The organism is Ideonella sp., from assembly GCF_041914305.1.
Lineage (GTDB): Bacteria > Pseudomonadota > Gammaproteobacteria > Burkholderiales > Burkholderiaceae_C > Ideonella.
The window spans coordinates 162,497-181,819 of the sequence record NZ_JAYSDQ010000004.1 but is presented as its reverse complement, the minus strand read 5'-3'; the positions used below and the strand labels follow the sequence as shown (position 1 = coordinate 181,819).

22 protein-coding genes are annotated in these 19,323 nt (G+C 71.5%); 10 read left to right on the top strand and 12 right to left on the bottom strand.

Annotation, left to right across the window (positions count from 1 at the left end; all coding sequences use genetic code 11):
* Positions 1–945 carry a LysR substrate-binding domain-containing protein gene (locus ACE3SG_RS07310; RefSeq protein ID WP_374563659.1) on the bottom strand — a complete coding sequence of 315 codons (945 nt, stop codon included), beginning with the start codon at positions 943–945 and terminating at the stop codon, positions 1–3.
* A gap of 98 nt (positions 946–1,043) precedes the next feature.
* Between ACE3SG_RS07310 and ACE3SG_RS07305 the strand changes: the two genes are divergently transcribed.
* Complete coding sequence (locus ACE3SG_RS07305) at positions 1,044–1,829, top strand: crotonase/enoyl-CoA hydratase family protein (protein ID WP_374563657.1); 786 nt, start codon at positions 1,044–1,046, stop codon at positions 1,827–1,829.
* Positions 1,830–1,850: 21 nt separating this feature from the next.
* On the opposite strand, the gene alkB is transcribed toward ACE3SG_RS07305, so the two are convergent.
* The 4 genes from alkB to ACE3SG_RS07285 all read right to left on the bottom strand — a co-directional run bounded on the left by alkB (position 1,851) and on the right by ACE3SG_RS07285 (position 6,999).
* Positions 1,851–2,504, bottom strand: a complete 654-nt coding sequence (alkB, locus tag ACE3SG_RS07300) for a DNA oxidative demethylase AlkB (protein WP_374563655.1) — start codon at positions 2,502–2,504, stop codon at positions 1,851–1,853.
* Positions 2,494–3,246: a 2OG-Fe(II) oxygenase gene (locus ACE3SG_RS07295; protein WP_374563653.1), complete on the bottom strand. Its 753-nt coding sequence runs from the start codon at positions 3,244–3,246 to the stop codon at positions 2,494–2,496. The genes alkB and ACE3SG_RS07295 overlap by 11 nt, the downstream gene beginning before the upstream one ends.
* The gene (ada, locus tag ACE3SG_RS07290; RefSeq protein WP_374563651.1) at positions 3,243–4,331 is read right to left on the bottom strand and encodes a bifunctional DNA-binding transcriptional regulator/O6-methylguanine-DNA methyltransferase Ada; all 1,089 of its coding nucleotides are present in this window, start codon (positions 4,329–4,331) and stop codon (positions 3,243–3,245) included. Before ada ends, ACE3SG_RS07295 begins: the two co-directional genes overlap by 4 nt.
* Before the next feature lie 196 nt (positions 4,332–4,527).
* Positions 4,528–6,999: a TonB-dependent receptor gene (locus tag ACE3SG_RS07285; protein ID WP_374563649.1), complete on the bottom strand. Its 2,472-nt coding sequence runs from the start codon at positions 6,997–6,999 to the stop codon at positions 4,528–4,530.
* A gap of 422 nt (positions 7,000–7,421) precedes the next feature.
* Between ACE3SG_RS07285 and ACE3SG_RS07280 the strand changes: the two genes are divergently transcribed.
* The 4 genes from ACE3SG_RS07280 (at position 7,422) to ACE3SG_RS07265 (ending at position 9,708) form a co-directional block, all read left to right on the top strand.
* Positions 7,422–7,859 (top strand): VOC family protein, encoded by a 438-nt coding sequence (locus ACE3SG_RS07280; protein ID WP_374563647.1) that lies wholly within the window; start codon positions 7,422–7,424, stop codon positions 7,857–7,859.
* Positions 7,856–8,245: an ArsR/SmtB family transcription factor gene (locus ACE3SG_RS07275; protein WP_374563645.1), complete on the top strand. Its 390-nt coding sequence runs from the start codon at positions 7,856–7,858 to the stop codon at positions 8,243–8,245. Before ACE3SG_RS07280 ends, ACE3SG_RS07275 begins: the two co-directional genes overlap by 4 nt.
* A complete protein-coding gene (locus ACE3SG_RS07270; protein WP_374563643.1) occupies positions 8,242–8,760 on the top strand; it encodes an SRPBCC domain-containing protein in 519 nt (172 codons plus the stop codon). The genes ACE3SG_RS07275 and ACE3SG_RS07270 overlap by 4 nt, the downstream gene beginning before the upstream one ends.
* Positions 8,761–8,829: 69 nt before the next feature.
* Positions 8,830–9,708: a transglutaminase family protein gene (locus tag ACE3SG_RS07265; RefSeq protein WP_374563641.1), complete on the top strand. Its 879-nt coding sequence runs from the start codon at positions 8,830–8,832 to the stop codon at positions 9,706–9,708.
* Positions 9,709–9,720: 12 nt separating this feature from the next.
* Here ACE3SG_RS07265 and trxC read toward each other — a convergent pair whose 3' ends face one another.
* The 4 genes from trxC to ACE3SG_RS07245 all read right to left on the bottom strand — a co-directional run bounded on the left by trxC (position 9,721) and on the right by ACE3SG_RS07245 (position 12,112).
* Positions 9,721–10,173, bottom strand: coding sequence for a thioredoxin TrxC (gene trxC, locus ACE3SG_RS07260; protein ID WP_374563639.1), 453 nt, complete (start codon positions 10,171–10,173; stop codon positions 9,721–9,723).
* Positions 10,174–10,243: 70 nt separating this feature from the next.
* Positions 10,244–10,468 carry a hypothetical protein gene (locus ACE3SG_RS07255; RefSeq protein ID WP_374563637.1) on the bottom strand — a complete coding sequence of 75 codons (225 nt, stop codon included), beginning with the start codon at positions 10,466–10,468 and terminating at the stop codon, positions 10,244–10,246.
* A 161-nt stretch (positions 10,469–10,629) separates the two neighbouring features.
* Positions 10,630–10,860, bottom strand: coding sequence for a hypothetical protein (locus ACE3SG_RS07250; RefSeq protein ID WP_374563635.1), 231 nt, complete (start codon positions 10,858–10,860; stop codon positions 10,630–10,632).
* 319 nt (positions 10,861–11,179) lie between these two features.
* Entirely contained in the window at positions 11,180–12,112 is a 933-nt protein-coding gene (locus ACE3SG_RS07245; RefSeq protein ID WP_374563633.1) for a LysR family transcriptional regulator, read from the bottom strand.
* A gap of 123 nt (positions 12,113–12,235) precedes the next feature.
* Between ACE3SG_RS07245 and ACE3SG_RS07240 the strand changes: the two genes are divergently transcribed.
* The 3 genes from ACE3SG_RS07240 (at position 12,236) to ACE3SG_RS07230 (ending at position 13,900) form a co-directional block, all read left to right on the top strand.
* Positions 12,236–12,412: a hypothetical protein gene (locus ACE3SG_RS07240; protein WP_374563631.1), complete on the top strand. Its 177-nt coding sequence runs from the start codon at positions 12,236–12,238 to the stop codon at positions 12,410–12,412.
* 73 nt (positions 12,413–12,485) lie between these two features.
* Positions 12,486–13,031: an RNA polymerase sigma factor gene (locus tag ACE3SG_RS07235; protein ID WP_374563630.1), complete on the top strand. Its 546-nt coding sequence runs from the start codon at positions 12,486–12,488 to the stop codon at positions 13,029–13,031.
* Between the two features lie 23 nt (positions 13,032–13,054).
* Entirely contained in the window at positions 13,055–13,900 is an 846-nt protein-coding gene (locus ACE3SG_RS07230) for an anti-sigma factor (RefSeq protein ID WP_374563628.1), read from the top strand.
* A gap of 75 nt (positions 13,901–13,975) precedes the next feature.
* Here ACE3SG_RS07230 and ACE3SG_RS07225 read toward each other — a convergent pair whose 3' ends face one another.
* Positions 13,976–14,659, bottom strand: a complete 684-nt coding sequence (locus ACE3SG_RS07225) for a hypothetical protein (protein WP_374563626.1) — start codon at positions 14,657–14,659, stop codon at positions 13,976–13,978.
* 189 nt (positions 14,660–14,848) lie between these two features.
* On the opposite strand from ACE3SG_RS07225, the gene ACE3SG_RS07220 reads away from it, so the two are divergent.
* A complete protein-coding gene (locus tag ACE3SG_RS07220; RefSeq protein ID WP_374563625.1) occupies positions 14,849–16,426 on the top strand; it encodes an MFS transporter in 1,578 nt (525 codons plus the stop codon).
* A gap of 96 nt (positions 16,427–16,522) precedes the next feature.
* Positions 16,523–17,449, top strand: coding sequence for a M48 family metallopeptidase (locus ACE3SG_RS07215; protein WP_374563623.1), 927 nt, complete (start codon positions 16,523–16,525; stop codon positions 17,447–17,449).
* Between the two features lie 125 nt (positions 17,450–17,574).
* Here the strand turns inward: ACE3SG_RS07215 and ACE3SG_RS07210 are convergent, their stop codons facing one another.
* Together ACE3SG_RS07210 and ACE3SG_RS07205 are read right to left on the bottom strand one after the other, a co-directional pair.
* Entirely contained in the window at positions 17,575–18,252 is a 678-nt protein-coding gene (locus tag ACE3SG_RS07210; RefSeq protein ID WP_374563621.1) for a Crp/Fnr family transcriptional regulator, read from the bottom strand.
* A 126-nt stretch (positions 18,253–18,378) separates the two neighbouring features.
* Complete coding sequence (locus ACE3SG_RS07205; RefSeq protein ID WP_374563619.1) at positions 18,379–19,191, bottom strand: helix-turn-helix transcriptional regulator; 813 nt, start codon at positions 19,189–19,191, stop codon at positions 18,379–18,381.
* Positions 19,192–19,323 lie beyond the last annotated feature (132 nt).

Sequence of the window (19,323 nt, the reverse complement as noted above, 5' to 3'; positions counted from 1 at the left end):
TCAACCCATACCGTCCGCCGCCAAGGTCTGCTCGATCCACCCGGCCAGGGCCCGCACCTCGGGCCGCGGGGCGGAGCGCTGCGACATCAGCAGCAGGTAGTCCAGCCCATCGGCCTGCAACTCGGGCCACACCACCTGCAGCTGCCCCGCGCGCAAGCACGGCCACACCAGCGGTGCCCGCCCAATGGCGATGCCGGCGCCCTCGATCGCGGCCTTGATGACGTGGTCGTACTGCGAGAACTGCAGCACCGGCTGGTCGGCGCGCTGCGCCAGGCCGAGCTGGCTGAACCAGTGCGACCAGCTCATCCACGGGTGGCGCTGCACGGCGTGGTGAAACACCAGCAACGGCAGCCGCAACAAATCGCCGGGGCTGCACACGCGGGCCGCCATTGACGGCGCAGCGACGAGCATCAGGCGCTCACGCGTCAGGCGCCGGCAGAGCGGATCGGCTTCAGCCCCCTCCTCACCAGGCCGCGCCAGGCGCACGGCGAGGTCGAAGCCTTCGCGCTCCAGCGCCAGGTTCGACTCGGCCGCGTCGACCCGCACATCGATGGCCGGGTGCTCGTGGTGGAACGCGGCGAGCCGCGGCGCCAGCCACAGCGAGGCGAACGACGGCGTCACGGTGATCGACACGGTCTGCCGCTCGCGGTTGAGCATCGGCTCCAGTGCCTGCGCCAGCTGTTGCAGCGCCGGGGCCACGCCGCTGTAGAGCGTGCGGCCTTCGGGCGTCAGGCTCAGGCCGCGGGCGCCGCGCACGAACAACGTGAGGCCCAGCGCCTCTTCGAGCGCCTTGATCTGCTTGCTGACGGCCGACTGGGTGAGGCACAGCTCGTCGGCCGCGAGCGTGAAATTCAGCCGCCGTGCCGCGGCCTCGAAGCCGCGCAATGCATCGAGCGACAAGGTTCTGAGCAGGCGGGCGGCGGCGCTGTCGGCGGGGTGGGGCATGAAGCGATGGAATGCCGGGCGTGACCAATGGTCGCACCACGGCGGGTGGTGCGTGCCGATGATGCCCGAACCCCCTCTTGAACCCCGCAGGAGCCCGCATGCCCTCACCCGTGATCGCCGACCACGACGGCCCGCACGTTGTGCTGACACTGAACCGCCCCACCAAGCTGAACGCACTCAGCTACGCGCTGATCGACGAGCTGATGGAGCAGCTTGCGCGCATCGAGGCCGACGACTCGGTGCGCGCCGTGGTGCTGACCGGTGCCGGCACGCAGGCCTTCAGCGCCGGCGCCGACATCGATGGTTTCGCACCCGATCTCGCCGCGTCACCCGAAGCCGCCTACCGCCACTTCGTCAGCCGCGGCCAGGGCATGACGCGGCGCATCGAGTCGTTCGCCAAGCCCATCATCGCGGCGGTCAACGGCCTGGCCTTCGGTGGTGGTTGCGAAACGGTCGAAGCCTGCGCGCTGGCGCTGGCCGCGCCACACGCCACCTTCGCCAAGCCCGAGATCAAGCTCGGCTTTCCGCCGCCGTTCGGCGGCACGCAACGGCTGCCCCGCCACATCGGCCGCAAACGCGCACTCGAGATGATCCTGACCGGCGAAGCGATCGACGCCGAGCGCGCCGCCGCGCTGGGGCTGGTCAATCGAGTGGTCGACAACAGCCACCGGCTGATCGACGAGTGCCTCGCGCTCGCGCACCAGATCACGCGCCATTCGGCGGTGGCCGTGACCACCTCGCTGCGCGCGGTGACCCGCGGCATCAACCTGCCGATCGACGAAGCGCTGCAGGTCGAAGCCGCGCAGTTCATGATCGCCGCGGCGTCGGCCGAGGCGCGCGCGGCGACGCAGGCGTTCGTGCGGCGCCGAGCGCGCGCAGGTTGAAGCCAAGTTGGCGACCCAGCGTCACCCGGCGCGCCGAAACGTCAGGTTGAAGCGGTACGGCCCCGTCAACGGGTGCTCGCCGTCGGCCAGCGGCAGCACGCCGTGGTAGGCCAGCCGTGATGGGCCGCCCCAGACGACCACATCGCCGTGGACCAGCGGCAGGCGCTGTGGGCGATCGTTGCGCTTGGGCCCTCCGAACAAGAAGATCGCGGGCAGGCCCAAGGAGACCGAGACGATCGGCTGGCGCTTGTCGCGCTCGTCGCGGTCCTGGTGCAGCGTCAGGCGCGCGCCGGGCTCGTAGCGGTTGACCAGGCAGGCATCGGGCTCGAAGGCGCCGAAGCCGGCTTGTGATGCGGCGTCGGCCGCCAGCGCGCGAAACGACGCCGGCATCGGGGGCCACGGCTGGCCGGTCAGGGGGTCGGTGGCGCTGTAGCGGTAGCCGCGCTCGTCGCTGACCCAGCCGAGCGCGCCGCAGTTGCTCATCGCGACCGACATGCGAAAGCCGCCGGGCGTGACGAGGTGGCGCAATGGCGCGGCGGTGGTGACCTGCGCAATGTCGGCCAGCAGCTGCGGCGCCGCGGCCAGCGCCAAGCCGTGCAGCAGCACCGCGCCGGGCGCGATCGGCTGCTGCGCGGGGCGCTCGAAGAGGTCGAGGCTGTGCAGGTCAGGCGGCATCGTGGAAGACGATCCCCGCGGTGTGGCGCTGGCCCGAGCGCAGCCGGCTGACGCCGTGGCGCAGCTGGACGCGGTAGTGGCCGCGTGTGCCCTGCACCGGGCGGTGGTGCACCGCGATCACCGCCGCATCGCCCTGGCGCAGCGGCAGCACCATCGGGCGCGACTGCATGCGCGGGCGTTGCTCGGTCAGCACGAACTCGCCGCCGTCGAAGTCACGCCCGGGCTCGGACAACAGCAGCACCACCTGCAGCGGAAAGACCTGCTCGCCGTACACGTCCTGGTGCAGGCAGTTGTAGTCGCCTTCGCCGTATTGCAGCAGCAGCGGTGTCGGCCGCCGCTGGCCGGCAGCGTGGCACCGGGCCAGGAACTCGGCGTGGTGCGCAGGGAAGCGCACCGCCAGGCCCATCGCCTCGTGCCAGCGGTTGGCGATCGGCGCCAGGCGGGCGTAGAGCGCCTCGCGCAAGGCACCGATCAGCGGCGGCAACGGGTACGCGAAGTACTTGTACTCGCCGCGGCCGAAGCCGTGGCGGGCCATCACGACGCGGCTGCGAAAGGTCGGCGCATCGTCGCCGTAGCGCGCGGCCAGCCCGGTGCACTCGGCGGCGGTCAACAGGCCCTCGATGCGCGCCCAGCCCTCGGCGTTCAGCGCGTCGGCCAGGGCCTGGTCGTCGATGGCTGCGATGCGCGCGTCGATGCTGCCGGCGGGGTGCGCCAGGCCGGCCGCACGATCGGGCGCGTTCATGCCTGGCCCTCCCGCGCCAGCAGCGCGCGCTTGCGCTCGACGCCCCAGCGGTAGCCCGACAACGCGCCGTCGCTGCGCACCACACGGTGGCAGGGGATCGCCACCGCCAGGGTGTTCGCGCCGCAGGCCTGCGCGACCGCCCGCACCGCCGTCGGCGCGCCGATGCGCTCGGCCAGCTCGGCATAACTCAGCGTCTGGCCGGCGGGGATCTGGCGCAGGGCCTGCCAGACACGCTGCTGAAAGGCCGTGCCGCGCAGGTCGAGCGGCAGGTCCAGCCCCAGCTGCGGCGCCTCGACCAGGCCGACGACCTGCGCGACCAGCCGCTCGAACCGCGCGTCGCCCCCGATCAGCCGGGCCTGCGGGAAACGGTCTTGCAGCTCACGCGCCAGCTGCTGCGGGTCGTCGCCCAACGTGATCGCGCAGACCCCGCGCGGGCTGCGCGCCACCAGGATCGCGCCGAGCGAGCACTGGCCGATCGCGAAGTGGATCTCGGTGTCGGCCCCACCGGCGCGAAAGCGCGTCGGCGTCATGCCCAGCACCTGGTCGGCCTGCTCGTAGCAGCGGCTGCCCGAGTTGTAGCCGGCGCCGTAGATGGCCTCGGTCACCGTGCCAGCAGCGGCCAGCTCGCGGCGCACGCGCTCGGCCCGCTGGGCGCGGGCATAAGCGCGCGGCGTGACGCCGGTGACGGCCTTGAACACGCGGTGCAGATGGAACGGGCTCAGGCCCACGCGCGCGGCCAGCGCGTCCAGCGTCGGCGGCTGCTCGGCCTGCTCGATGTGGCGGCACAGGCCGGCCACCATCGCCGCCTGCTGCGCGGCCAGGCTGGGCTGGTCGGGCCTGCAGCGGCGGCAGGGGCGAAAGCCGGCGCGCTCGGCGTCGGCCATGCTGGCGTGGAAGGCCACGTTCTCGGGCCGCGGCGTGCGCGCGCCGCAGCTGGGCTGGCAGTACACGCCGGTCGTGCGGACAGCGTAGAAGAACTGCCCATCGGCGCGCGCGTCGCGCGCCGCCACCGCGGCCCAGCGTGGGTCGGCCACGGTGGCGGCCGCCTGCAGCGCGCGCATCTCGCTCTTGGTGCTCATGGTCATCGGGGGCCTCGCATCGTTGGATTCGATGCAGGCAGCCTACGGATCGTGACACAGCCCGGCACTCCGGCGCTTGCGGTCGAATTCGATCCCCTTCGGGCCGGATGCCGTGGCGCACGAAAAATGGCCCTGCGCCGCGCAGCGGGCAGGGCCGTGAAACAAGCCGGTGGTACAGGCGGCTCGAGGAGACCCGGTGGGGTCAGAACACGAAGCCGATCGACAACTCGTAGGCCGGGCCCATCAGCGGGCGGCCCATGAAGACGCCGCTGTCGCTGACGCCCGTGCCGGCCAGGCGCGGGTTGCCTTCGGTGATGCCCAGCGTGTTGGTCACGTTGGTGCCGGTCAGCCGCAGGTCGATGCCGTTGGCCAGGTGGGCCACCGCGCCGAGGTCGAGCGTGTTGTACGACGGCAGCGTCTGCAGGTTGGCGTGGTCGCCATAACGGTCGCCGACATGCGTCCAGGTGGCATAGAGCTTGAAGTCGCCCATCTCGGTCGGGATCTTGTAGCTGGGCGTGAAGCGGAACTGGGCCTTGGGCTGGCGCGAGACCGCGTTGCCGGTGTTGTCGCCGAAGTTCACGTACTTGGCGCGCTGCAGGTTGCCGGTCAGTGACAACTCGAGGTTGGTGATCGGGCGCAGCGCGGCTTCGAACTCGAGGCCCGTCGTGTCCGAGCCGCCGTGCGCGACCTCGTTGCCGTTGACCGTGAAGACCTGGAACTGCGAGTTGCGCAGCCTGTTGGTGTAGACGGTGACGAAGGCGGTGTACAGCGGCGTGGCGGTCTTCAGGCCGACCTCGTACTGGTCGATGTGCTCGGTGCCGTCCTTGCCGTCGCGCAGGTCGTCGAAGCTGGGGAACTTGTGGCCGGAATTGGCGCGCACGAAGGCGCTCAAGGACCGGCTGAAGTTGTAGTTGCCGCCCAGCGTCCACGAGGTGGCGTCGCCCTTGTAGTGCAGCTGACGGTAGCTGCCGTTGAAGTACGACAGGTTGTTGTCGTAGAAGGTCAGCGGGTTGCCGTCGAGGTCGCCGGCGCTGGTGTTCTCCAGCGTGCCGTCGATGCGCTGGCTCTCGTGGCGCACGCCGGCGTCGATGCTCAGCGCGTCGCTCAGCTTCCATTCGTCGGCCAGGAACAGCGCCTGGTTGCGGCCGTCGTAGTCGGCGTTGACGTAGTAGGTCCACGGCGGGGCCACGTAGCCGTGGCGCGAGGCCAGCACGCCGTTGTCGAGCGCCACGTCGACCAGGCGCGCGTGGTGCTCGGCCGTCATCAGCACGGTGTGGTTCAGGTACCAGAGGTCGTGCGACGAGTAGTCGGCCAGGTACAGGCCGCCGGTCAGCGTGTTGCCCTTGAACAGCTCGCGCGACAGCCGCGTCTCGTTGCTGAAGGACTTGAGCTTTTTGTCCACCGTCCACAGGCCGGCGGTGATGACCGCGCGGTCCATGTCGGTCAAGGCTTGGCCACCATTGACGAAGCTGGCGCTGCCGCCGGTGGCCGGGGCGCCGGCCGCGGCCACCACCGCCGGGCTGGCGTTGGCGGCGCTGACCTGGCTGGCGATGTACTCGCCCAGCGTCTGCGGGTTGCCGCCGGTGAACAGCGCGTAGGTCGGCGTGTCGGCGCTGGTGACGTGCAGCTTGCTCGACAGCGTCCACGCGTCGAAGCGCTTGTCGATCGAGGCGCCCAGCATCGTCGCCTTCGCGCCGCGGCCGTCGGCCAGGTCGCGCTTCACGTGGCCGTTGTCGCCTTGGCCATCGTTGGGCGCCACTTCGAGCGAGATGCCACGCAGCTCGTTGCTGTAGAAGGTGCCGGTGCCGGGGTCGAAGCCGGGGTAGGCCGAGAGCTTCTTGCCGTTGTCGCTGGACAGCAGCGGCACGCCGGTGAAGAAGGCGTTCTTGTCGTCGAGCACACGGGCCGAGAAGCTGATCTCGCCGTCGTCGAGCTTGCGCGTCAGCAGCGCACTGAGCTGGCCGCCGCGGTCGGCCGGGAACTCGGTGTCGCGCACGCCGTTGGCGCTGCGGTAGAAGCCGCCGACGCTGACAGACCACTTGTCGGCCAGCTTGCCGGCGAAGAAGCCGTCGACACGACGCAGCGCGCCGGTGCCGGTGGTCAGGCGCAGACCGCCTTCGGCCGTGTCGCCGCCTTTTTTCTGGATGAAGTTGACGGTGATGCCGGGCTGGCCGCTGCCGTAGATCGGGCTGGAGCCGCCGCGCAGCACCTCGACGCGCTCGATCGTGTCGTCGAGCCTGAAGAGGCCCGAGTTGTCGAAGAAACTCAGCGTGGGCACCGGGTAGACCGGCGAGCCGTTGAGCTGGATCGTCGTGTACGGTGCGTCGCCGTCCATCGGGAAACCGCGCACGCGGATGTTGGCGCCGCCGCCGTTGCCGCCGGTGGTTTCGGCGAACACGCCGGGCACGATCTTCAGCAGGTCGGCCGCGGTCGACGGGGCCGCCTCCTTGATCTGCTCTTCGTTGGCGGTGGTGATCGACATCGGCGCTTCGAGCTTGCGCTTGCCCGAGCGGTTGGCGGTGCCGGTGACGACGATGGTGTCGACCTGGGTGGTGTCAGGCTGCTTGGTGTCGGCCGGCTTGGCGGTCTCGGCTGCGTCGGCCGGCGGTGGTGCGCTGGCCGCCGGGGCGGGCGCCGGCGCGGCGTCCTGCGCCCAGGTGGCCGTCGGGTTCATGATCGCCGCGAGCGCGGCCAGGGCCAGCAGGGTCTTGCCGGGTCGTGTCGGGTCGTGTCGGGTGACGGTACATCGCGTTGCCCATCCTTGTTGTGTGGACCGGGTACCGCCCCTCGGGACAGCGACCTCGGTTTGCCTCCGGTCAGGCCGGCAGCGGCATCGCCGCACACCCACCTGCCCACCAGGCCGGCGGGCTTGCCGCCGCACCGGTTGAGCGCAATGTAGGAAGCCGCCACGAACCGGGGATTTTGAAGATGACGCAGCCGCTGAAACCTGCGGCCGGCCGGCCCGGAAAGTTGCAACAGTTGAAATCTGCCGTGCCGCCGCGCGGGGTCTTCGCCCTGCCGGGGGTGCGGTATTTAGTTGACGATTGGGTTAACTATTAACAGAATCGGCGCCAAACACCACCCCCGGAGACCACCATGAAACCGACCCCCGCCGACTGGCCCCGCATCTCGTCGGGCCTGAGCTACCGCGACGCCGCGAAGGCGATCGACTGGCTCTGCGAGGCCTTCGGCTTCGAAGTGCGGCTGAAGGTCGAAGGCGAGGGCGGCCGGATCGAACACAGCGAGCTGACCTATGGCGAGGGCCTGATCATGGTCGGCCAGGAGCGCGACGAGGTCGCCCGCTTCGGCACCAAGATGCTGAGCCCGCTGAGCGCCGGCGGCGTGACGCAGTCGCTGATGATCTATGTCGACGATGTCGACGCACACTGCGAGCGCGCGCGCCAGGCCGGCGCGAAGATCATCAGCGAGCCGGCGGTGCACGACTACGGCGACGACTACTGGGCCGACCGCAGCTACGGCGCGCTCGACCCCGAGGGCCACATGTGGTGGGTCAGCCAGCGCATCCGCGGATGAACACGCAAGGCATCGACGAGGCCTTGAGCGCGCTGGCCGACCCGACCCGGCGCGCGGTGGTCGAGCTGCTGCGCGCCGGCCCGCAGCGCGCCGGCGAGTTGGCCGATGCGCTGTCGATGACACCGCCGGCGCTGAGCCGCCACCTGCGCGTGCTGCGCCGCTCGGGCCTGATCACCGACGACGAGCCCGACCACGATGCGCGGGTGCGGCTGTACCGGCTGGAGCCGGCCGGCTTTGCGCCGCTGCGCGACTGGCTGCAGGAGCTGGAGGCCTTCTGGGACGACCAGCTGCTGGCGTTCAAGGCGCATGCCGAGGCGGCGGTGGCGGCCCCCGCGCCGAAGGCCGCCCCGCGCCGGCGCTCGGCCGCGGCGAAAGGGCGGCGATGAACGACACCTCGGCGTCGCCCCCCCGCGACCGGGCCCGCGCGATGGTCGGCGTGGCGGTCGCACCCGAAGCGGCGTTTCGCCTGTTCACCGAGCAGATGGACCTGTGGTGGCGGCGCGGCCGGCGCTTTCGCATCGCGCCCGGCGACCGCGGCCTGATGGCGATGGAGCCGGGCGTCGGCGGCCGGGTCTTCGAGTCGTGGCACGACGAGCAGGGCGCCGAGCGGGTGCACGAGATCGGCCGCGTGCAGGTCTGGGAGCCACCGCGCCGGCTGGTCTTCAGCTGGCGCGGCATCAACTTCGCGGCCGGCGAGTCGACCGAGGTCGAGGTGCTGTTCGCGCGCACCGCCTCGGGCCACACGCAGGTCAGCGTCGAGCACCGCGGCTGGGCCACGCTGCGGCCCGACCACCCGGTGCGCCATGGCCAGGAGGTGGTGGCCTTCATCCGCACGATGGGGTTGTGGTGGGGCGACCAGCTGACCTCGCTGCGTCTCAGGGGCACCACGCCGCCGGGCTGAAGGGGCTTTTGGTGAAGGCCAAGGTGGCCGGCGCGCACGGGCGGCGGCCGATGCGTGCACACTGGGGTGATGCCCACCTCTGCCCCCACCGTCCGCATCCAGCTCGAAGTCGAGCTCCAGTACCACGTCGGCGAACACGGGGCCGATTTCATCTGGAACATCCACGCCGCCCACACGCCGTGCCAGACGGTGTCGGCCGAGCGGCTGTTCATCAGCCAGGCGGTGGTGTCGCGGCTGGACACCGACCCGTTCTCGGGCAACCGTTACCTGCGGCTGCATGCGGCGCCGGGCCCGTTGACCTTGGTCTACGGCGCCACGGTGGACCTGGCGCACCACCGCGCCGATCCGGCCACGCTGGGCGAGGTGGCGGTGCAGCACCTGCCGCCCGAGGTGCTGGGCTACCTCTACCCCAGCCGCTACTGCCAGTCCGACCGGCTGATCCACACGGCGATCGCCGAGTTCGGCGGGCTGTGGCAGGGCCACGGCCGGGTGCAGGCGATCATGCAGTGGGTGCAAAGCCGGGTCAGCTTCACGTCGAACACCTCGAACTCCAGCACCTCGGCGGTCGATACGCTGATCGCCCGCCAGGGCGTGTGCCGCGACTTCGCCCACCTGATGATCGCGCTGTGCCGGGCCGTCAACATCCCGGCTCGGTTTGCAACCGGCACCGACTACGGCGCCGACCCGGTGCTGGGGCCGCCGGACTTCCACGCCTATGTCGAGGTCTACCTGGGCGATCGCTGGTACATCTTCGACCCATCAGGAACGGCGATCCCGATGGGCTTCGTGCGGCTGGGCACCGGGCGTGACGCGGCAGACGTGGCGATCGCCACGATCTTCGGCGCGGTCACCTCGCAGCCGCCGGTGATCCGCGCCCACGCGGTGGTCGACGCGGCGCAAGGCCTGGTCGAGCCGCAGCGCTGCGCGCAGGCGCTGTCGACCAGCTGAGCGGCCGCGGGCTCAGCCGCGCGGCGCGGGCGACAGCGCCCATGCCGCCACCTGGCCGGCCGGCATCGCGCCGCTGACGCGGTCGACCTCGCGGCCGGCCTGCAGCTTGACCAGTGTCGGGATGCTGCGGATCGCGAACCGGGCCGAGGTGCGCGGGTTGTCGTCGCTGTTGACCTTGACGAACAGCGCGCGGCCCTTGAGCTGCGCGGCCGCGTGTGCGAACTGCGGCGCCATCGTGCGGCAAGGGCCACACCACGGGGCCCAGAAATCGACCACCACCGGCAGGCCGCTGGCGCGGGTCACCTGCTCGAAGTTGGCGTCGGTCAGCTCGATCGGCTCACCGCTGAGCAGCTCGGCGCCGCAGCGGCCGCAGACCGGGTCGTCGGCCAGGCGGGCGCTGGGCACGCGGTTGGTAGCGCCGCAGGCGGGGCAGGCGACATGGGTCGGGGCGGCAGTCGTGTTCATGCCACCCAGTTGGGGGCAGGTGCCGGGCCGTCAAGCGTGCATCGTGCACATCATCGCCAGGCGGGCGGCCTCAGGTGGTCGACCAGTGCTGCGCCTGCTGCCGGGTGACGTTTTGGCCGGTGAGGGTCAGGCGCAGCGTGCCGCCGTGCCATTCGAGCCAGTTGAGCGCCACGTAGTCGTCGATGTCGACGCTGGGGATGTCGGCGGCGCGGCGGCGTTGCAGCAGGCCGGCACTTTCGGCCAGCGAGCGTCGCAACACGTCGATGCGCGCGGGGGGTAGACGGGAGCCCAACATGGCGTTCCTTGGCATGCGCCCGGACAAGCAACCTGGAAGAGGGCGAGACTCCAAGGAGAGTGCGGCGCCAGGCACAACCACCGTCGGACGCCACGATGAAGCAGGCCAGCGCCTGCGCGGCCCATCGTACTCGCGTCCCAGGCGAAGGCAAGCCGGGCTTGTCAGGCCACGGCCGTGGCCTGCAGCCAGGCCAGGCCTTGCTGGGTGGCGTATTGGCTGGCGCCGGCGCGGGTCGGGAACTGCGGCACGAAGCGGAAGATGCGGTCGTGCGTGCTGCTGCCGCTGCCACTGCGGATCGAGACCGAGGCGGCGTATTGGCCGCTGTCGGTGCGGCGGGTCAGCGGCGAGACGAGGTACTTGCCGATGGAGAGGGTTTTTTCGCGGGTGATCATGGTCAGGGCGCGGCCCACCACGGGCACGCACCGAAAAACTGTGCAGGCACACCACCAAACGGTGCGCCGACGGGCTGGGAAGAAAGGGGTTTCGACTTCGGCGGTGTCAACCTGCCGGGGTGTCGAGAAAGCGGGCCGCCGATGGATGGCGATCGCACGCCCAGTGAAGACCTGGATCCGGCGTTGCCAGCGGGGCACGCGGCCAGGTGGGGGGCGCGTCGGTTGGAGCGAGGCGCTGCCGCAGTGTAGTCGATCGGCCCCACCGCACCCCGGGCGACGCCGGATTGGCCTTGAAAATCAAAGGCCTGGCGCGTGAACCTCAACCGCCGTACTGGCGCAGCCGCTCGGCGATCTCGTCGCCCACGTGCTGCATGAAGACCCGCACCCGCGCGGTGTCGCGCAGGTCGGGGTGGGTCAGCATCCACACCGGCACGGTCATCTCGGGGATCACCTCGGACACCGCGACCATCTCGGGGTGGCTGGCCTCCATGAAGCAAGGCAGCACGCCGATGCCGATGCCGGTGCGCAGCATCGCCGCCGCGGCGTTGAAGATGTCGACCCGCACCTTCACCCGCGCCTGCGCCAGGTGCTGGCGCATCCAGCGGTCGTAGACGCGCGAGCGGCCGTCGCGCTCGAAGGCGACCCACGGCGCGTCCTTCAGCAGCTCGGCCAGCGGCGTCACCGCCTGCGGCAGGCCGGGCGCCCCGCGCAAGGCGTAGACACGGCAGGGCGCGTCGCCGAGCGGCCGGCCCACCAAGTGCTCGGCCACCGTGCTCGACAGGCGCAGCGCCACGTCGGCCTGGCGCTGCGACCAGCTGGTCGACGACTCGGGCGTGCGCCGGGCCAGGTCGACCAGGAAGGCGTTCTCCAGCACCTCGACTTCGATGCCCGGGTAGGCGCGGGCAAAGCTGGCCAGCGGCGCGGGCAGCAGGTGTTCCATCACGACGAAGGCCGTGGTCAGCCGCAGCTGGCCGGTCAGCTCGCGGTCGCGGCCCTGCACCCGGCGCTCGATCTCGTCGACCTGGTCGGCCATGCGCCGGGCCTGCTCGAGCAGCAAGGCGCCGGCCTCGGTCGGTTGGTAACCCTGGCGCATGCGCTCGAACAGCCGGGCGCCGAGGCGGGCTTCGAGCGCGTCGAGCCGGCGCAGCACGGTGGTGTGGTTCACGCCGAGCTGGCGCGCGGCGGCCGCCAGCGAGCCACCCTGGCCAATGGCCAATGCGTAGCGCAGGTCGCTCCAGTCGAGGTCGGGCATGGGCGCAGTGTCGCCGATGGCTGCAAATTCGCAAACTGCTACTGCACACTGCTGCATTGCAGGCAAATCTGCGGCCGTCTACATTGGATCGAGCCCGTATTGCTGCGGGTAAACACCAAAGCCATGAACGCGACGCACCGCCCCCTGCACAGCCTGGACGCCTGGCCCGGCGAAAGCCCACGGCCGCCGCTGCGGCTGCTGGAAACGCCCCGCGCCCATGGGGACACCGGCGCCGTGACCGCCAGCCGCCCCTTGCCCACCGGCTGGCTGCAGCGCCTGCGCCGCGCGCTGGCGCGCTGAATCCCCGGGTACCTGGCCGAGCACCTGGCGGCCCCCGGCGGAATAATCCGCCGTGCCGCCGCGTATCCCAGGGGTGAACGCCCCCGAACCCTTTCGACAACAACTGCTGGACGCATTGCCGCGGGTGCGCCGCTATGCCCGTTCGCTCAGCTTCGACGGGCATGCGGCCGACGATCTGGTGCAGTCGACCGTCGAGCGGGCGCTGACGCACTGGCACCAGTTCGATCAGCGGCGCGACATCCGCGTCTGGCTGCTGTCGATCGCCCACAACGCCCACCTGGACCGGCTGCGCCGCGAGCGCCGCCTCACGCTCGTCGACCCGGGTGAGCTGGCCGAACACCAAGAGGCCGGCGGCGGCCAAGCCGGCGACCCCGGCGTGCAGACGGCCTTGCGGATGGACCTGCTGGCGGCGCTGGCGCGGCTGACGCGCGAGCACCGCGAGGTGCTGCTGCTGGTGGGTGTGGAACAACTGAGTTATGCCGAATGTGCCGAGGTACTGGGCACGCCGATCGGCACGGTGATGTCGCGCCTGTCGCGCGCCCGCCTGGCGATGCGCGCGGCGCTGGAAGGCGGCGCCCCGCAACCGGACACCCAGCGCGGCCTGCGGCGGGTGGTGTGACGATGGACCCCAAGCAACCTTCGATGCGACCGAGCGACGAGATGTTCAGCGCCTGGCTGGACGGTGAGCTGGACGAGACCACCACGCTGCGGGTGCAGGCCTGGCTGCAGCAGCACCCGCAGGACGCAGCCCAGGTGCGCCTGTGGGCGGCCGACCGCGACGCGCTGCGCAGCCGGCTCGACGCCGAGCTGGATGAGCCGCTGCCGCCGCACTGGCGCGACTGGGTGGCCGCGCCACGGCCGCCGGCCGGCGCCGGCCGGCCCGCGCCGCGCTGGCAGGCACTGGCCGCGGCGCTGGTGCTGGCCAGCGGCCTGGCCGGTGGCCTGGGCGGGGCCTGGTGGGGCCGCCAGCAGGCGGTGGCCGCTGCCGGGCCGGCTGCCCCCACGGCCATGGGTTCGGCCCCGCTGTCGACCGTGGGTTCGGCCGAGCCCTGGGCCCGTTTCGCCGCGCTGGCCCATGCCGTCTACGTGCCCGAGACGAAGCACCCGGTCGAGGTGGCGGTCGACGGCGACGCGGCGACACAGCGTGCGCAGGAAGAGCACCTGTCGCGCTGGTTGACCAAGCGGCTGGACGTGCCGGTGAAGATGTTCGACCTGCGCGCGCAGGGCTTTCGGCTGGTCGGCGGGCGGCTGCTGCCCGAGGCCGGCGGCCCCTGCGCGCAGCTGATGTACGAAGACGCGGCGGGCCAGCGGGTCACCGTGTACCTGCGGCGCAAGGGCGCCGACGCGCCGGCCACCTTCCGCTATGAAGCGGTCAACGGGCTGGGCTTGTTCTACTGGGTCGACGGGCCGGCCGGTTATGCGCTGGTCGGGCCCTTGCCGCGCGAGCGGTTGCTGGCGCTGGCCGAGGCGATCGCGCACCAGGAATGAGCGCGCAACGACGCACCGCGCTGCGCGGCCCAGCGGGCCGGCCCGCGGCCCCTGGGCTCAGTGCCTGAGAAGACCTCAGCGCTCGCCGCGGAAGGTTTCCATCGGCAAGGTGACCGAGTAGTCGCTCGCCGGGGCGCCGCTGCGCGTCGAGGCCGGCGCAGCGGCGGGGGCGGCCGCGGCCGCCGTGACCTGCGCGGCGCCCATGCCGCCAGGCCGGGTCGAGCCAGACCCACCGCCGGCCAATGCGCCGGGCGCCGAATGGGTGGTCGAGCGGCGGCCGTCCTGGCGCGCGCGTTCGATCTCGGTTTCGAGGGCCTTGATCTGCTCGGCGTGCGCCTTGTTGAGCCCGTCGACCTGCTCGACCAGCGTGTTCATCAGGTGCGACAGCTCGTTGGCGTGGGCCTGGCGCAGCTCTTCGAGCTCGCGCTCCTGGCGCAGGCGGTCGCTCTGGCGCTCTTGCTCACGCTCTTGCGCCTGGCGCGAGTTCGATTCGGCCAGCGACTTCAGCTGCGAGCTCAGCTGAAGGTTGGCCGCACGCAGCCTTTCGAGCAGCCGCTGCTGCGGCGTCGAATCGCGGCCGCCTTCGGCCAAGGCCGGCAGCTGCGATGCCGGGCCGTGGTCTTGCATGCCCGAGTCGCGCGCCGACGCATGGGCCGGCCGGCGCCCACCCCGGCGCCGGGCGCCGAGCGCCAAGCCCGCCACCAAGCCAATCACCACGGCCAACAGGGGCCAGATCCATCCCGCCATATCGTTCATCATGTTGAGGCTCCGTCGCCAAGTGTGCGAACTTGCACGACCCAGCGCTGGATATTGACAAGTCCATTGTGAGGCCAATGAACAGCCGGCGCCATCCTCGTGATACATGAAGGTGGCGTTCAAGAAACGAACGGCCACCCCGCGTGGGGCAGACCCTGGGGTGTTTGGGGGCCGCTCCTAGAATCGCGGCCCATGCCTTCGACCCCCCCGCCGGGCGCCCGCCCGCACCCGCTCGGTGTGTTGCACCGCCTGGTCGTCATCACGCTGCTGGGCTTTGCATCGGGGTTGCCGCTGGCCTTGACCGGCCAGGCGATGCAGGCCTGGCTGAGCCTGGACGGGCTGGACCTGAAGACGATCGGCTTCTTGAGCCTGGTCGGCCTGCCCTACACGTTCAAGTTCCTCTGGGCGCCGCTGATGGACCGCTTCGACCTGCCGGTCCTCGGCCGGCGGCGCGGCTGGCTGGTGCTGACCCAGCTGGCGCTGGCCGCCGCGCTGTGGTTGATGGCCTCGGCCTCGCCGCGCACCGAGCTGGCGCTGTTCGGGCTGATCGCGGTGGCGGTGGCCTTTCTGTCAGCCTCGCAGGACGCCGTGTACGACGCCTACCGCAGCGACCTGTTGCCGCCGCGCGAGCGCGGCCTGGGCGCCTCGTTGAACACCATGGGCTACCGGATGGCGATGGTGGTCTCGGGCGGCGTCGCGATGATCTGGACCGACCCGCAGCAAGGCAATGGCTGGACCTGGCCGCAGGTCTACCAGCTGATGGCTGGGCTGATGGCCGGCGCCGCGGTGCTGAGCGCGTTCGCGCTGCCACGCCTGCCGATGCCGCCGGCGACACCGACGCCGATGCGGCGCGACCTGCTGGGCTTCCTGGCGGTGGCGGTGGCGGTGGCGGCGGGTTATCTGCTGACCAACCGCCTGTTCGATGCAGCCCACGCCGGCCTGGCCGGCCCGCTGGCGGCCCACCCGGGCGCACGCGGCTGGCTGGACCTGGGGCTGCTGCTGGTCGGCATCGGCATCACCCTGCCGCTGGCCGCCTGGGCGGCACGCAAAGCCCGCTTCGAGACCCTGCTGTCGGGCCTGTCGAACTACTTCTCGCAGCCGGGCGCGGCCGCGCTGCTGGTGCTGATCGTGCTGTACAAGCTCGGCGACGCGTTTGCCGGCTCGCTGATGACGCCGTTCCTGCTGCAAGGCATGGCCTTCAGCCCGGCCGAGGTCGGCGTGGTCAACAAGGTGCTCGGGCTGTGGCTGACGGTGCTCGGCGCCTTGCTCGGCGGCGCGCTGATGCTGCGCCTGGGGCTGTGGCGCGCGCTGCTGCTGTTCGGGGTGCTGCAGATGCTGAGCAACCTGGGCTTCTGGTGGCTGGCGGTGAACGGGCAGGGCGCGCTGCCGGGCTTGACGCTGCCGCCGTTCGACCTGGGCTTCGTCAAGCTGGCCCACCCGACGCCGGTCGACGGCGGGCTGCTGCTGGTGATTGCGCTCGAGAACCTGACCGGCGGCATGGGCACCGCGGCCTTCGTCGCGTTCCTGATGAGCCTGACCAACCAGCGCTTCTCGGCCACGCAGTACGCGCTGCTGTCGGCCTTCGCGTCGATCGGCCGGGTCTGGGTCGGGCCCTTGGCCGGCGTGCTGGCCAGCTCGATCGGCTGGCCGACCTTCTTCGTCGTCTCGACCGTCTTCGCGCTTCCGGCTCTGGTGATGCTGTGGCTGATGCGGGCCAGCGTGAAGGCGCTGGACGTGGACCCGGCAAGCGCCGGCGCAACCGACGACTGACACGCCGCCGGGCTGCCCGCGCCCAGCGGGTAGACGCCGATCGCAGGGGCCCTGGCGGCACCCCACAATGGGCCAGTCCGTCTTTTCGAGCAGCCCATGCCGTACGACCCGCCGCTTGACCTGCCGCCGCTCGCGGCACACGACACGGGCTGCGCCTGTTGGCGCCACCAGCGCCGTCGCACCGGGGGCTGGCTGCTGGCCGGCACCGCCGGCGCGCTGCTGCCGGCGCTCGGCCGGGCGCAAGATGGCGTTCGGGGGGACATCGGGCGCGAATCGCGCTTCGCGCGGTTCATCTCGTCCGAGCAGGTCGAGCAGGCGGCGACGCAGCAATACGGCCAGCTCAAGCGCGAGGCCAACGGCAGGGCCCTGCTGGCCGGCGACGACGACCGGCAGCTGGCCCGCCTGCGCGCGATCGCCCAGCGCATCATCCCGTTCGCCGCCTCGTGGAACAGCCGTGCCGCGAAGTGGCGCTGGGAGGTCAACCTGATCCACAAGAAAGACCTGAACGCCTTCTGCATGCCGGGCGGCAAGATCGCCTTCTACGACGGCCTGCTGCTGCGCCTGCAGCTGAGCGACGACGAGGTCGCGATGATCATGGGCCACGAGATGGCCCACGCGCTGCGCGAGCACGCCCGCGAACGCATGGGCAAGACGGTGGCCACACGTGTCGGCGCCGGGCTGATCAGCTCACTGTTCGGCCTGGGCGACCTCGGCGACGCGGCGCTGAGCATCGGCGCGCAGCTGCTGACGCTGCGCTTCTCGCGCGAAGACGAATCCGAAGCCGACCTGGTCGGCCTGGACCTCGCCGCCCGCGCAGGCTACGACCCCAAAGCCGGCGTGACGCTGTGGCAGAAGATGATGAAAGCCGCCGAAGGCGCCCCACCCGAATTCATCTCCACCCACCCCGCCGGCCCGACCCGCGTCAAAGACATCGAAGCCGCCCTGCCCAAAGTCCAACCCCTCTACGCCGTCGCCCCTCGCCCACCCAAGATCTACGGCCCCCCCACCCCGGCACCGAATTGATGGGGCGGGGCGCGGCGCTCCGCAGGAGCCGCCGCCTTCAAGTGGCGTGCGCGGATCTGGCTCTGCCAGTCCGCTGCGCGAGCCCCCCCGGGGGGCAGGCCCCCGGGGGGCCGTAGGGGCCTCATCTACCACCGCATCGGCAACCTGCTTTTCAACCGCAACCCCTTGCCCTCGACCGTGACGTGGTCGCCGTCCTGCAGGTCTTTCATCAGGCGGCTGACCATCTCGCGTGAGCAGCCCAGGTAGTGCGCCATCTCTTGGTGGGTCAGCCGTTCGACGATCCACAGGCTGCCGTCGGGCTGGGGCACGGCGCTGCCTTCGAGCAGCAGCTTGAGGCGGCCGTAAACATCGTTCAATGCCAGCTGCTTGGCCGACACGGTGGCGGCGCGGGCGCGGCGGATCACCTTGGACAGCAGCTCGAACGCGAAGGTGGGCTCGTCGGCGAGGTGGCGCTCGAGCGTTGCCCGCGTGACCACGGCGCAGACGGTGGCTTCGAGCGTCTCGACGCTGGCCGAGCGCGGCCCGCCGTCCAGGCTCATCTCGCCGATGAATTCGCCCTCGCCGTACGAGCCGTAGGTGATCTCGCGCCCGTTGTCGCCTTCGGCAAAAGCCCGCAGCCGGCCCTGCAGGACGATGTAGAGCGTGTCGCCCTGGTCGCCCTCCTGGATCAGCAGCATGCCCTTGCGGTAACGGCGCACCTCGCCGCGCGCCGCCAGCGCAGCCACGCCGGGGGCGCTTGCCGCCAGCCTGGCCAGCAGCTCGGCGGCCTCGTCGGGCGGACGGGGTGGGGCAAGCGACGCCATGAGGGCCATGCTAGCAAGCCCCCCTGCGCCGGCCCACGCCGGGCGCCGGGGTGTCGCCTGAATAACAGGTCAGCTCCCGGGCCCGTGTGGCCGGAACGCCACGCCGGGCCCGGGGCCCCGCGGCGATCAGGCCGTCAGCAGGCTCGCGCCGAAGCCCGAGGCCGGCGCCTCGGCCTGGCGCCGCAGCGCGCCCACCATCGGCGGCAGCACCGCCACCTGCTGCACCAGGTCGCGGATGCTGTCGGCCCCGGTCTTGGCGCGGATGTTGGCGATCTGCGTGCGCACGGTGGCGATCTTCACGCCATGCCGCTCGGCGATCTCGTTCGGGCTGCAGCCTTCGCACAGCGCGCTCAACACCTGGGCCTCGCTCGGCGACAGCCGGTACTCGCGGGCGAACCCCTGCACCGACAAGCCGCCGCAGACCTCGCGCCGGCCCAGCACCAGCAGCGTGGCCGGCACCGTCGGCGCCGCCGCGGCGTGGTGGCCGGGCGTGGCCAGCAGCGGCACGATCGCGATGCCCGCGCGCTGGGTGCCTTCGCCCACCGTCATCAGCTTGCGCAGGCCGCGGCAGGCGGCCGCGTGCAGCGCCTGGTGCAGCGGGGCGGCGTCTTTCTGCAGCCGGGTGCGCAGCTCGTGGCCTTGCAGTTGCAGCGGGTGCTGCGGCACCGCCAGGCTGGCGCGCGCCGAATGGTTGGCGTGCAACACGCGGCCACCATCGCCCAGCAGCAGCAGGCCGTAGTCGATCTCGTCGAGCATCAGGGTCATCAGGCGGGTCAGCAGCGCGGCGCCGCCACGCCGCTCGGGCCCGCTGTAACCCAGTGCATCGCCCAGCGCGGCGATGCCAGCGCCCCAGGCGGGGCCGTCGTCGTCTCGGGCCAGGGCCGGGCGGCGGAGCGCCAGGCTCGGAGCGGAAAGAGCCGGTGAAACACAGAGTTCCATGGTCAACCTCCTTGCACCGGAGTTCACGCCTTGGGCCCGCGACCGCGGGACGACATGTGGTTCCAGTGAGGCTCGAAGCTTAGGCACGTGGGTTGCCCCTGTGCGGCCACTTTGACGGTCACGCCCTGTGAC

What these genes read in the sequence shown, in the direction of transcription:
- ACE3SG_RS07310 (WP_374563659.1), bottom strand. Translation starts at nt 945, where the DNA reads ATGCCCCACCCCGCCGACAGCGCCGCCGCCCGCCTGCTCAGAACCTTG.
- ACE3SG_RS07305 (WP_374563657.1), top strand. Translation starts at nt 1,044, where the DNA reads ATGCCCTCACCCGTGATCGCCGACCACGACGGCCCGCACGTTGTGCTG.
- alkB (WP_374563655.1), bottom strand. Translation starts at nt 2,504, where the DNA reads ATGCCGCCTGACCTGCACAGCCTCGACCTCTTCGAGCGCCCCGCGCAG.
- ACE3SG_RS07295 (WP_374563653.1), bottom strand. Translation starts at nt 3,246, where the DNA reads ATGAACGCGCCCGATCGTGCGGCCGGCCTGGCGCACCCCGCCGGCAGC.
- ada (WP_374563651.1), bottom strand. Translation starts at nt 4,331, where the DNA reads ATGACCATGAGCACCAAGAGCGAGATGCGCGCGCTGCAGGCGGCCGCC.
- ACE3SG_RS07285 (WP_374563649.1), bottom strand. Translation starts at nt 6,999, where the DNA reads ATGAACCCGACGGCCACCTGGGCGCAGGACGCCGCGCCGGCGCCCGCC.
- ACE3SG_RS07280 (WP_374563647.1), top strand. Translation starts at nt 7,422, where the DNA reads ATGAAACCGACCCCCGCCGACTGGCCCCGCATCTCGTCGGGCCTGAGC.
- ACE3SG_RS07275 (WP_374563645.1), top strand. Translation starts at nt 7,856, where the DNA reads ATGAACACGCAAGGCATCGACGAGGCCTTGAGCGCGCTGGCCGACCCG.
- ACE3SG_RS07270 (WP_374563643.1), top strand. Translation starts at nt 8,242, where the DNA reads ATGAACGACACCTCGGCGTCGCCCCCCCGCGACCGGGCCCGCGCGATG.
- ACE3SG_RS07265 (WP_374563641.1), top strand. Translation starts at nt 8,830, where the DNA reads ATGCCCACCTCTGCCCCCACCGTCCGCATCCAGCTCGAAGTCGAGCTC.
- trxC (WP_374563639.1), bottom strand. Translation starts at nt 10,173, where the DNA reads ATGAACACGACTGCCGCCCCGACCCATGTCGCCTGCCCCGCCTGCGGC.
- ACE3SG_RS07255 (WP_374563637.1), bottom strand. Translation starts at nt 10,468, where the DNA reads ATGTTGGGCTCCCGTCTACCCCCCGCGCGCATCGACGTGTTGCGACGC.
- ACE3SG_RS07250 (WP_374563635.1), bottom strand. Translation starts at nt 10,860, where the DNA reads ATGATCACCCGCGAAAAAACCCTCTCCATCGGCAAGTACCTCGTCTCG.
- ACE3SG_RS07245 (WP_374563633.1), bottom strand. Translation starts at nt 12,112, where the DNA reads ATGCCCGACCTCGACTGGAGCGACCTGCGCTACGCATTGGCCATTGGC.
- ACE3SG_RS07240 (WP_374563631.1), top strand. Translation starts at nt 12,236, where the DNA reads ATGAACGCGACGCACCGCCCCCTGCACAGCCTGGACGCCTGGCCCGGC.
- ACE3SG_RS07230 (WP_374563628.1), top strand. Translation starts at nt 13,055, where the DNA reads ATGCGACCGAGCGACGAGATGTTCAGCGCCTGGCTGGACGGTGAGCTG.
- ACE3SG_RS07225 (WP_374563626.1), bottom strand. Translation starts at nt 14,659, where the DNA reads ATGATGAACGATATGGCGGGATGGATCTGGCCCCTGTTGGCCGTGGTG.
- ACE3SG_RS07220 (WP_374563625.1), top strand. Translation starts at nt 14,849, where the DNA reads ATGCCTTCGACCCCCCCGCCGGGCGCCCGCCCGCACCCGCTCGGTGTG.
- ACE3SG_RS07215 (WP_374563623.1), top strand. Translation starts at nt 16,523, where the DNA reads ATGCCGTACGACCCGCCGCTTGACCTGCCGCCGCTCGCGGCACACGAC.
- ACE3SG_RS07210 (WP_374563621.1), bottom strand. Translation starts at nt 18,252, where the DNA reads ATGGCGTCGCTTGCCCCACCCCGTCCGCCCGACGAGGCCGCCGAGCTG.
- ACE3SG_RS07205 (WP_374563619.1), bottom strand. Translation starts at nt 19,191, where the DNA reads ATGGAACTCTGTGTTTCACCGGCTCTTTCCGCTCCGAGCCTGGCGCTC.